The organism is Candidatus Kuenenia sp. (assembly GCF_027493735.1).
GTDB lineage: Bacteria > Planctomycetota > Brocadiia > Brocadiales > Brocadiaceae > Kuenenia > Kuenenia stuttgartiensis_A.
Genome location: NZ_JAOSKF010000021.1, coordinates 1 through 12,276 on the forward strand (window position 1 = coordinate 1; position 12,276 = coordinate 12,276).

The 12,276-nt window shown below is 40.1% G+C and carries 11 protein-coding genes and 1 pseudogene; all 12 read right to left on the reverse strand.

Annotated elements, in window-relative coordinates:
* Positions 1-249 (reverse strand): Druantia anti-phage system protein DruA (locus M5U24_RS13945; RefSeq protein WP_298202752.1); only part of this gene is annotated, 249 nt, incomplete at its 3' end.
* A gap of 215 nt (positions 250-464) precedes the next feature.
* Entirely contained in the window at positions 465-1,178 is a 714-nt protein-coding gene (locus M5U24_RS13950; protein ID WP_099326874.1) for a hypothetical protein, read from the reverse strand.
* 23 nt (positions 1,179-1,201) lie between these two features.
* Positions 1,202-2,242: a PDZ domain-containing protein gene (locus M5U24_RS13955; RefSeq protein ID WP_099326873.1), complete on the reverse strand. Its 1,041-nt coding sequence runs from the start codon at positions 2,240-2,242 to the stop codon at positions 1,202-1,204.
* Between the two features lie 125 nt (positions 2,243-2,367).
* On the reverse strand, positions 2,368-3,591 hold the full coding sequence (locus M5U24_RS13960; protein WP_099326872.1) for a U32 family peptidase: 1,224 nt from the start codon (positions 3,589-3,591) through the stop codon (positions 2,368-2,370).
* A 19-nt stretch (positions 3,592-3,610) separates the two neighbouring features.
* Positions 3,611-4,879 (reverse strand): haloacid dehalogenase-like hydrolase, encoded by a 1,269-nt coding sequence (locus tag M5U24_RS13965; RefSeq protein WP_157820775.1) that lies wholly within the window; start codon positions 4,877-4,879, stop codon positions 3,611-3,613.
* Between the two features lie 357 nt (positions 4,880-5,236).
* Positions 5,237-5,479 carry a YggT family protein gene (locus tag M5U24_RS13970; RefSeq protein WP_099326870.1) on the reverse strand — a complete coding sequence of 81 codons (243 nt, stop codon included), beginning with the start codon at positions 5,477-5,479 and terminating at the stop codon, positions 5,237-5,239.
* A 458-nt stretch (positions 5,480-5,937) separates the two neighbouring features.
* Positions 5,938-7,134: pseudogene (locus M5U24_RS13975) on the reverse strand (ISAzo13 family transposase).
* A 136-nt stretch (positions 7,135-7,270) separates the two neighbouring features.
* On the reverse strand, positions 7,271-7,609 hold the full coding sequence (locus M5U24_RS13980; RefSeq protein WP_099325830.1) for an ABC transporter permease: 339 nt from the start codon (positions 7,607-7,609) through the stop codon (positions 7,271-7,273).
* Positions 7,610-8,251: 642 nt separating this feature from the next.
* Entirely contained in the window at positions 8,252-9,418 is a 1,167-nt protein-coding gene (locus tag M5U24_RS13985; protein ID WP_099325831.1) for an ABC transporter permease, read from the reverse strand.
* A 1-nt stretch (position 9,419) separates the two neighbouring features.
* Positions 9,420-10,574 carry an FtsX-like permease family protein gene (locus M5U24_RS13990; protein ID WP_099325832.1) on the reverse strand — a complete coding sequence of 385 codons (1,155 nt, stop codon included), beginning with the start codon at positions 10,572-10,574 and terminating at the stop codon, positions 9,420-9,422.
* Positions 10,549-11,235, reverse strand: coding sequence for an ABC transporter ATP-binding protein (locus M5U24_RS13995; protein WP_099325833.1), 687 nt, complete (start codon positions 11,233-11,235; stop codon positions 10,549-10,551). The genes M5U24_RS13990 and M5U24_RS13995 overlap by 26 nt, the downstream gene beginning before the upstream one ends.
* A 595-nt stretch (positions 11,236-11,830) precedes the next feature.
* Positions 11,831-12,025 (reverse strand): DUF2281 domain-containing protein, encoded by a 195-nt coding sequence (locus M5U24_RS14000; RefSeq protein WP_099327069.1) that lies wholly within the window; start codon positions 12,023-12,025, stop codon positions 11,831-11,833.
* Positions 12,026-12,276 lie beyond the last annotated feature (251 nt).

The following is a 12,276-nucleotide window of genomic DNA, read 5'->3' on the forward strand; positions in this document are numbered from 1 at the left end:
TCCAATCCACTTATCGCGAACGGTACATTTTAATGCTGCGGCAGCCCAGCCGATCAAGGCAAGCCATTGTCCCTGTGATTCCGCTACGTAGCGAATTGATTCTCCTACGAGAGAATGAAATACAAGGTAATGATGCTGGCGCATCAGTATGTCCCAATTTGCCTGGTCGTTTTGTGAAACAGGACGAACGGTAATTGAACAAAGTAGTTCATTGTGTGTGTTATCGATTGGTGTTGTATGCTGGTTCATGCCCTATAATATAAAATATTTTAGGGGGAATGTCCACGTTTTTTTACATATCTTTGTATATTATGCGCTTATGGAAAACTTTGACAGCGCCGTGATGGGAACAAGCATTTTTTATTTTTCATAGAACTAAAGTGTTACTAATCATTACTCATTGTCTTATTTCAGGATGTTAAATGCTATTGAATTTTCTGATTGGATTGGATTGGATTTTATTATTACTTCTGGACTTCTGGCGGAGTTTTTTCCGATGAGAAAGGTTTGCTGTTTTCGTAGACAAATTGTAAGGAGAGATTGTCATACCAGCCTGCCACATACCCATATCCCCAATCCTGGCATGTTTCGGTAAATACGGTAATAATATTTTTTGACGGAATAATTGAGAGTGAAAATTTAGTCCATGAAGAAACCGTGTCGCCGCCAATATAAAATTTAAAAGGAGTGGTTGAAGTATTTACAGGGTTCCACTGCCCGTCAAGTAAGCCTATAATAGTAATATCTCCAATATTATCACCGTAGAATGCCATGCTACCCGTCAGCACATAGGTAGAATGTGCATTGATATTCAGTTCCTGATAAATACCGCCGCGGGCTGTTCCTTCAGCGGTTACCTCTTGTGTTAAAGCGTATAAACCGCTTATTGCCGGTGGTGTGGGAACTCCTATTGTCCCCGGAACATGAATATCTACTCTTGCTGGATGTTTCACCGGAATGCCATCGCCGTCCCATGGAAATGTTTCCCAACATATCCAGCCCGAAGTATTGCCGGTTTCAAAATCGCCATTTTTGAGTAGATTCTCGCCAAAGGATTCTTTTAGCAGGCAAAAAGAGGATATCGTTAAAAAAAAGAGAAAAATGCTTTTTAATAAAATGAAAGGCATATATTTTTTACAACAAAAATGGTTATTAGTACTTACCAGTAATTTCTTCATATTTTTTATTTCATGATATCAATTCAATTTTTTTGCACCTTTAATTTTTTATAAAGGGCAAACTCCTCATCCGCTTCCCTTTTTAAACCCAGCTTTTCATATGCGATGCTCAGATTAAAATGAGAGAGCGCTTTATATGGGTCGGCTTCAACAGCTTTTTTGTATTCTTCCATTGCTTCCTGATACATTCCCTTTCGCAGTAAAAGGTCGCCAATCTCATTGTGTACCTCTGCGGACTTTAATTCAGATTTTCTTATAGGCGGTTTGTGCGGGGCAGTTACCGGGGTTGAAGCGATCTCCTTACGCAATGGTTCAGATACCTGCGAAGTATTAATGGTAGAATCGTGTTCAGGAATACGCAAAGTAACAACAATAATGCCATCTGAACGCAGTATAGTAAGTTTTGCTTCTTTGTTGGCGGAAGTTTCCGTTAACATGGCAAATTGTTTTTTCGTCGTAATTTTTTCTCCGTTCCAGTCCATAATGAGATCCTCCGTTTTAATCCCCGCTTTTGCAGCAACACTTCCTTCAAGAACGCTGACAACCAGAACGCCGCTTTGACTAGGTTTAAACCGAAACCATTCTTTGTTTTCCCTGGTCAGGCTGCATACAATTAAACCAATGGGATCATGTTTTTCTATAAGAACAATGCCTGTCCCCTTCACCCACGATGTCTTATTTACACCATAATCAGTGCCGCCAAGTTCTCCGTAAGACCGGTAGGTTTTTGCGTATCCTGTATCATATTGCACATTTATTACCGCCTGTACTCCAACCAGAAATGCCTTCTCTTTTATTTTTTTTGCCAGGACATCATGCCCTGAAAACCCATACTCACCAAGGCTCACCTGCCCCATATTTTGATAGGCAACGTTAATGTCTCCGGAACAGACAAATATTTGTTCATATTTGTCTGCCTCAGTAACCTTTGCGCCTTTCTTTGGTTCGAGCGTTTTCCCCTCGCTTTTAAAGGGCGATAGATTATTTAAATATTCTTTCGAACTGCTGCTGCATCCAGTAAAGACTATTAATAAAACAAGGAGTAGGGCTATTTTTTGGTTCATTTCTAATATTCTTTCTCTTTTAATAAAAATGTAGAAAATAAACGTTGATTACTATCATATTACATTTAATTCAGAGGCGGCATGGGGGGAACTCCAGCCGCCACGGGAACGATTTAGATTTTAAATTAACCACATTTTCTTAGTATAAAATATTTATGAACGGGCTGCGATAATTTTGCGAATATTTTCTGTCCGGCATTCGCTATTTTTATTGGTTCATTCAATTCATTCCTCATCTTCAGGTACGGCTCTTCAAAATCGTCCTTTAATTTCTTGCCCATTATTTCGATAGGGATATTTTCCTTAATGGTATTTTTTACTAATATTTCTGCGATGTTATCATTAGATACATTATTAATAATCCCCAGGAATTCATATTCTTTAATATAGGCATGGTCCTGGTGGCTGACTTGCGGATTATTTTCACGATATCCCAGAAAGAATCCGGTGCCAAATTCACGATGACTCGTCTTTTCCAGTTCAGATAACCATTGCTCATCAATTACGTAATTTTCAGGGTCAGAAAAATAACGGTCCAATGCCTCGCGATAGATTCTTGTTACGGAGGCTACATAGTATTGGCTCTTCATGCGTCCTTCAATCTTCCATGCAGTAATACCTGCGGACACTAATTCTGGAATATATTCAAGCATGCATAAATCCTTTGAACTTAAAATGTAAGTGCCTGTTTCATCCTGAATAATAGGAAATGTTTCCCCAGGCCGGTTTTCTTCCTTCAGCACATATTTCCAACGGCAGGAATGCGAACAATCGCCTAAATTTGCATGCCGGTTTGACATATAGCTGCTTAATAAACAACGCCCTGAATACGCCATACACATAGCACCATGTACAAATACTTCGGTCTCTACTGCGGTATTGGCAATAATTTCTTCAATTTCTCCAAGTGTTAATTCACGGGCAAGGACGGCTCTTTTTATACCTTGTTGACGCCAAAATTCGAGTGATTTAAAGTTTGTGGTGTTTGCCTGTGTGCTAAGATGGATTTTTATGTGAGGAGCTATTTCTTTTATCGTTAATAAAATTCCCGGATCAGACACGATTACCGCATCTACCGGTATCTCCGCAAGTGCTTTCACGCAAGAGACAATGCGGCGAATATGATAATTCCGTGCATAAATATTGAGCGCAACGTATATTTTTTTCTCTTTTTCATGAACATAATCAACGGCATTTCGAATTTCCTGCATAGTAAGATTTTCCGCGCCCATCCGAAGATTAAAACCTTCTGCGCCAATGTATACAGAGTCAGCGCCATATTCAATGGCTGTTTTAAGTTTCTCCATATCGCCTGCAGGGGCAACCAATTCGGGCTTTCTAATGTACATAGATGTATGTTTCAGGATTTCAAAAACACAATAATATCAATCCGGCGCCAACAGGCATCAGTAAATTATCTGCTGCCCTTAGCGGTAATGATTCAATAAAGCATGCAACAAAGGCGGCAATTAAGGCTGGCGCAATAGGAAGGAAGATGCATCCGCAAATTATGGCAACAGCCAGCGCCGCCAAAGACCCTTCTACACTTTTTTGCCTGTTATAAGGTATCCTGATTTTCCCGATACTTTTCCCCACCAGAGTTGCGGCAGCATCGGAAAAGGCGACGATCCATATAACAGCGCTTGCTATTTCTTTTGGGAAAATCAATATGGAAAAAGCTGCGCCCAATATTAAGGTGATAGGTCCAAAAGCAATGCCGCGTTCCTCCCGTTTACGTATACTTGATTTCGTAACAAGGCCTAACAGGGGAAAAGAAAGCCCGTTGACCCTCAAAAACTCTGAAATCAAATAGAAAACTACTATGGAAAAAAGCACCGATAGGGTGGTTATAAAGATATATTGGGAAAAAACAGGTACAAGTGCAATTATGATGTGTAAAAGTTTTCTGCGTATTTCCTGGTACCATGAATGCTCAAATTGTTTACGCATCCCTGAAAAGAGGGCCTTGTATGTGTTTGCATCTGCTATATCCAGAATATCCAACAGTTCAGACAGGTTGTTGTTATCAATTAAATAATCTGCCTGCCTGCGGATTGAATACTGAGCGTTTACTCCTATGCCTATATTCGATTTTTGCAAAATGTCTGAATTATTGCGGTCATCTACCAGTACAATTACATCATGCCATGAAAGATCATAGTGTTGCAATTCACTTTCAATGATGTTTACCTTTCCCTCGGGCATAATAAGCTGTCCGTATATTTCCCCTGTTAATGCGCCGTTGTCAATGCCAACGGTAATACCATATCCATTGTTTGCAGATACCCTTGCTGCAAGGTCTTTAACAAATACATCAGGAACACCGCTGCTTATTAAAAACACCAAATAACCATGCCCCCGCAATATTTCAATTGTTTCTTTCGCATTCTGGATAAGAGGTATCTCTTCGTATACTTTCCTTGCCTGTTCAAGCGGAATATTGCGAAAGGAACGGTATACCCTTTTTATAAAGGTATGGAAGGGTAATTTGCCGATGTTGAACAATATGCATAACAAGAACGTGCGGATAGAAAGTAAAAGACCAAGACGTCTTGATAAATGAAGAAGAAAATGTCCTCTGAAAAGGACTCCGTCAACATCAAAAATAATAATTTTATTTTTTGGAGCGGTTATCATAGAAAAACAGAACACAAAATAGTATGACATTTAACGAATGATGAATGTATCTTCCCTGTCTAACGCCTTACCCTGTATTTCACTTTCAGTTTGTTCAGGTCAGGTAACATCTTAAAAAAATTCTTTGTTTATTTTCCAGAAGGATTGATTAGAAGAGGGTGAGATTCCAAGCGAAATTAGAGGATATTTATATCTTTACAGAGAATTTCTCTTTAACAAAGGAGTCAGATTTTAGAAGAAATTACTGAAACTACAGATTCCACAGATTTTGGACGATGAACCGGTACAATCTGTGGTTTCAATCTCTTTTTGTTTGCCTAAAACCTCTGTCTCCCGGACAGGGATAATGCATACCCCTCAAAACATCTCCATAATAATTCTTTTAACAATCCCTAATCCGATGAATACCACGATAGGGGAGAAGTCAATGCCTCTGAACGTCGGAATGTATCTGCGCACCGGATTCAATACGGGGTCAGTGATTTTATACAAAAACTGTATTGCCTGGTTATAGGGATTATGCGGTACCCAGGAAAGTACGATTCTAATAATCAAAACAATTTCATAGAGACCTATGATTTTTCCCAAAAAAAGTCCCATCTCAACAACTCCTTTTCTATACTAAAAAGAGAACGCATCTGCCATTATTTACAAAAAGTTTTGCAATTGTATCAAACACGTACATACAGAGCAATAAAAATATAAATATAGACAATGATTAAGTGACTATGAGGATATATGTTAAAATAATTTACGGTAACGGTGAAACACGAAATCCGAAATCCGAAATCCGAAACAAATTCTAATGATAAAATGATTTGAAATTCTAAACAAGTGCATCTTTCGTACCTTCGTAACTTCGTACCTTCGTACGGGAGCATTCCCGATTTTTTGTAAAAATATCATTAACAGGAAGGGGGAGAGAAAGAATAGTAACACAAGTATCCAGTTTGAGGGTAAAATGCCACAAGCAGGATGCTTGTGCTACAATGTACAATTAGGGGTTGTCAGATAATAACTTTTACAACTATGGCATGGGATAACAAGGTGTGAATGACTCAATTTTTTGAAATTGTATAATTCCAATCTCCATGGAAATTATGCTTTCCAATATTAATCTTTTCCATTTCCTGATCGGAAACCTTTATCCCTGTTGGATATTTCCTTTTGTCAATTTTAACTCCAACCTTCAATCCGGTTTTTGTTTTTGTTGCGCCAATTAAATTAACCATAACATCATGGCTGGTCAGCGGATGGCCTTTCCAATTCATGCTAATATGAGAAAAAAGTCTATGTTCAATTTTGTTCCATTTACTTGTTCCTTTAGGAAAATGGCATACTGTAATTTCCATGCCTGATTTATTTGCAAATTCTTGTAGTTTGATTTTCCATAGGCGAACTCTATAGCCGTTACTGCCACCACTATCTGCACATATCAACAGCTTTTTTGCATCAGGATAAATCTTTCTTCCCATATAAGTCCACCACCTATGAATGCTTTGTACTGCAAAATCTGAGGTATCATGATCGCATCCGACATTGACCCACTCCTAAATTTTACCCTGATCATAGATGCCATAGGGGATGCCTATTTCTTTTCCTTTGGGATCAGGGAAATCTCGACCATTAACTTTTCGGGGAGAACCTTTTTTCCGCCATTCTTGCCCTTTGTTTGCATAGTTTCCCAGCAATTCCTTCTTTTTAGTGTCAACAGAAATAACAGGAAGATTGTCTTTTAAAAACTTTTTTACCTGCATGGTGATATACTTGAATTGTGCATCACGATCAGGATGAGAATCTTCCAAAGATTTATCATTACCTTGAAGACTATACCCAAGTTGTTTAAGAATGACTCGAATTGTTTCGTAAGAAACTCCATATCCTTTTTTATAAAGCTCCTCGGATAAATGACGCGTACTTTTAGAGGTCCATTTCAGTGGAGACATTGGGTCCCCTCGGGTAGAATCTTCAATTAACGACTCAATTGTTTTTAATAATTTTTTGTTTTGAGCATGTTTGGGTTTAGGGTCGCCACCAGAAACTCTCACACTCTCACTGGCATTATTCCCTCCACTCTCTAAATCAGATATCCCCTGATGGATAGTAGGCCTGGATACGCCTGCAAGTCTTGCGATTTTAGAAATTCCACCATAGCCAATAGATTTTGCTTCTGCCCCTAAAAAGATTCTCTTTTGTCTTTCATTTAAAAAGGGTAAAATATCATTGATTTTTTCTTTAAGTTTTTCGGTAGACATAAAAACTTTTTAGCCGATTCCAGAATATATTTCAATCCAAAGTTGTACATGTTATTATCTGACTGCCCCTAAGACCTTAACCTGGAAATGCACCCTTTGTTATTCAATCGCAAATTGCGAGCCTCCAAAGTATGATTCATAAATCTCGCAGGGACTCCACGGTGTTCATGCGTGATGCGCGAAATGCAGGCAGTATGCCCCCAAGAAATCCCATAAGGAGCGCAAATGCCATTGCCTTGAGAAAGATTCCATGACTAAGCCTGAAGCGGAAGGCGAGTTCTGAAAATGTCTGGGAATTGGTTGTCGATACACTGATAAATTGCAGCACGGAAGCAAAAGACAATCCGGTACATCCCCCTAAAAAACCAAGAATAAACGATTCCAAAAGAAATGCCATAAGGATGTTTACCCTGCCAAAACCCAACGCACGCAATGTGCTAATTTCTGAAGTGCGGTTTGCGACTGCCGCGTACATGTTCTTTCATCTGAAATAAAAATGGTGCTATAAATATTATAAGAGCTGTGGGTCTTTATTTTAAACAAAATTTGTAAGGACAGACGGTAAACATCCGCCCGATACTTCTTACTACTTACCTCGTACAACGTGTATAACCAGTAGGTCTAACGCAACAAGGTTAGCCGTTCCTACGACAACCATAATGCGTATGGGCTGGTCCCAGTTTCTCCAAAAGTTCCTCATCCGTATATGTTTCTATTTTTGGTGCTTCGTATTTATGCAAATTGTTTTCTACCATTCTACACCTCCTTCGGGGTTAAATTTTAAACACCTTCTTCCCATTTGATTAAACATGTGCCTTGCCATAAACAAATACCCATGGGCGGGTTTGTTTTGCGGCTTTTGCCCACAGCTCTTTTTTAATTCACCGCTAAAAATTTATGCTATGTCGTTTTTCTCCAACACAACATGCTTTTCTTCAGGAGGGCACATTACGACATCTATTATTTACTATTTATTAAATTTGTCAATACACGCAAACGGGGGTATCCATTTGGAGATATGTTTTTCAAAGCGATGTTTTGTTTTTTTTGTAAGACCTAAACCTGGGAATATGCCATTTGTTATTCAATCACAAATTGCGGGCTGTCAAAGTATGATTCATACCTCTCTCAGGGACTCCACTATGTTCATGCGTGATGCGCGAAATGCAGGCAGTATGCCGCCGAAAAATCCCATAAGGAGCGCAAATGCCATTGCCTTGAGAATGATTCCCGGACTAAGCCTGAAGCGGAAGGCGAGTTCTGAAAATGTCTGAAAATTGGTTGTAGATACACTGATAAACTGCAGCACGGAAGCAAAAAACAATCCGGTACATCCCCCTAAAAAACCAAGAATAATCGATTCCAACAGAAACGCCAGAAGGATATTCACCCTGCTAAAACCCAACGCACGCAATGTGCCTATTTCTGAAGTGCGGTTCGCTACTGCCGAGTACATGGTAACCATTGCGCCAATTACCGCCCCGATTGAAAATATCGCGGTAAGTGAAATACCCAATATTCTTAAAAACTTTGCCATCATCTCGGACTGTTTTTTGTAATAATCTACTTCAATCATCGCATCAAAGGTCAACCGCGGATCGTTTTCAATACGGCGTTGTAATTTCTGCAAGGAAGCATCGTCCTCCGCGCGAAAAATAAGGGATGAATATGCGTTTCTTCGAAAAGCCTGCATAAACTGATCGGCGTCTCCCCATATTTCAGAACTGAACCCGGTATCGCCCGCGTCAAAAATCCCCACAACCTTCCATGGCCTCATTGCAAAAAATATCGAATCGCCCAGCCCTGCATTTTTAAACCGTTTTGCCACGCTATTCCCTGTCATTATTTCTGATGTTCCCATAAGAGGCAGCCTACCCGCCGAAAGTTTTACCTGAGGCCGCATATCAACGGAGGCATTGCCAATCCCACGGATAACAACATTTGCAGAACTGCTGCTTCCTTTTTTTTGAAGAGTAATTAAAACCACCAGTTCTTTTGCAAACATTCTGCGCCCGTTTTCATCCAATGCCACTTCCGGCTGCGTTTCAATAATAGACGCCTGATATCTTTCGATGATGCTTTGCACCTCTGTAGACGAGGACTTTCTAAGCACAACGATATTATTGTATGACCCTGTTTCGATAAGGGTTTTTTGCAGTCCTTCGGCGAGCATAATAATTGCGGCAAAGACGAATACAACCAGCGCCATGCCTGATGCAGTTAGCGCGGTAGTCACCCGGCGGGTCAATAAATTCCGAAAACTATAAAAAAAAAGGAGTCTCATCTCACCCTATCTTTCTCAGCCCTTCGGATATTCGCACACTCATTGCCCTCCATGCAGGAAGTATGCCGGCAGATAGACCTACGATTATGATAACAACCGCATCCATAAAAATAGTTTTTCCGGTGATATTAAATACCGGGAAATAAGTCCCTACGGCATTTGAAAATGCGATAGCCGCCGGATATGTTGCAGATATGCCCAGTATCCCTCCGATTAGCGTAATCATCATAGACTCTCCAATGATAAGCGCAGCAATATATCCGCCTGAAAAACCTATGGTTTTAAATATCGCATACTCCGCAGTGCGTTCACGTACAGACATTACCATCGTGTTTGCGACAACGATGAGAATAATCACAATAATCACAAACGAAACCAGTTGAACCGCTTTAAGGATGGCTTCGCTCATGGCAACAAATCCGAGTTGAAATGCCTTTTCAGTTTCGGTAAGCGTTTCCGCCAGTGAATTTTTAAACATAGCATCAATAGCCTCTGCAATGCCGGCGGCGTTTTCAGGTCTATCGATGCCAATAATATAAAATCCTACATTATCCGCTGAAAAGGGTCTCACCTTTTTCATTGTTTCATTAAAATAATCCCAATGGAAGAAGAACATGGTCTCGTCCACATTTTTATGTTTCCCTTCATAAACGGCGCTTAAGACAAATTCCCATTTCCCGGGGTAAATGGCACTGACCAATGTAATACTATCCCCAACTGCCCACCCAAATCTGTCGGCCAATTTCTTCCCAACAAGGCAGCCTTTTCTGTTTTTAAGAAACGATGTCGTTTCATTTTCAGGTATTTTGTATTCGGGATAGAGTTTAAGATATGAGGTGGGTTCCACGGCGAAGTTTGCGAAAAAGTCTTTTTCATCTTTATAATATCCGCCAAACCAATTGCCATAGGAAACTATTTTGACGCCATCGGCAGAGCGGATTTTTTCGCGATAGGAAAGCGGTAGACGGAAAACAAGTGATATTGAATTCCTCGTGACCAGCCGGTTTGCAGATGAAGCTGCAACCCCGGCATACCATGCGTCAATTACAGTGTGAAGTAATCCATAGGCTAACACGGCGATTGCTATGCCCGCTATGGTTAAAACACTGCGGAGTTTATGCCTGAAGGCGTTACGAATGAGAATCTTGATCATCATTGCTCAAAACTCCCTTGTCAAGATGCTTCATGCTATGCGCCCTGTTTCCCGCCCAGGGATCATGGGTTACCACGATAATGGTTTTCCCCATATCCTTGTTTAAACGATCCATAAGCTCAAGCACTATTTCCGCAGAAACCCTGTCCAGGTCTCCGGTCGGTTCATCGGCGACAAGTATCGCCGGGTCTGTTACTATTGCCCTCGCAATCGCAACCCTCTGTTGTTGTCCTCCGGATAGTTGGGAAGGATAATGCCACAGCCGGTCTTCCATATTTACGGCTTTTAAAGCGGTATACACATGTTCTTTTCGTTCTCTGCCGGAAAGGCTGGTGAGGATAAGGGGCAATTCAACATTTTCATATGCCGTAAGAACTGGAATGAGATTGTAAAACTGGAAGATAAACCCCACATTAGTAGCACGCCACCGCGCGAGTTCGGATTCTGATAATATGGCGATATCTATGCCGTCCACTTCTATCGAACCGGCGTCTGCACGATCAAGTCCGGCAATAAGGTTCAGGAGCGTGCTTTTCCCCGAACCTGAAGGCCCCATAAGCGCTAAATATTCGCCTTGTCCGATATTCAGGGAAATGTCTTTTAATACACTTATTACCTCGTTTCCCCTCTTATAGGTTTTTGTCACATTTTGAATAGATACCATCGAATCAAATAGTCAAACAAATAAGGTTTCAGAAAGATGTATAATGTAACTAAAAAAACGTAAACCCGAACCCTCACGAAGTTGTTCTTTTACTTACGAATTATTTCAATAACTTTACCGATAATCGCATTAATTTTTATTTTAGTAAGATTGCCAATGCGGTACAAGATAATATGACTATCTGCGGTAAATAACCGATTAGGTCTTATGTTACTTGGTTGTTTGAGGCTCCCTGTCTCGAAATCTCTATCATCAATGGAAATAGAATAATTGTCTTTTATGGTTTTGCTTGTTATCTGACAGAGAATTACATCATCTCCTTCTAAGGTTGCAATTACTAAAGCAGGCCGTCTTTGGGATTGTGATATAGTCAAACAAATAAGGTTTTCGAAAAATTTACACCCCCCCGGCCCCTCTTTTTAGAGGGGAGATGAGAAGTCCCCTCTATCAAGAGGGGATTTAGGGGTGTGTTTGATAGTATGCTTAGTCAAATAAATCTATTTTTCAGAAAGCCATTTTATCGCCAAATTTCTAAAATCATATTTATTTGGCTATAGATCGGAGAAGGGAAAAGGAACAACAACGACATCACCTTTTACAAACTTTGCCATGCCTCGTCTTCCTCTGGTCTTAGCCAATCTTTTTTAAGAGAAGATTCACTCACAATAGTGATATCGAGCTTTTCCCTGAGTATCTTTGTCTTTAGAAAATGGACAAAATCTAATACCTCATCAAGAAAAGGTTCTGGAACTTGTTCAATTTCACGTATAAGTAATTCTTTTTTGCTCATAGTCTGCCTCCGTTCTTGCTCTTTAAATTCAAGTTGAAAAGATTTTTTACGATGGTGATCGTGTTGGCTTCGAATATGTTGAACTATTGCCTCTTCCGATGATTTTCTCACGGAAAAAGCCCCATATCCATTCTGCCATTTTGGTGCTAACCACAAAATGCATTCCGAGAAATGTGAAGGTATCAGCCAAAACAAAACATCTTTTTCTTTCGTCCCTTCGTGGCTTGATATTTTTTTCTCTTTTTTCAGAG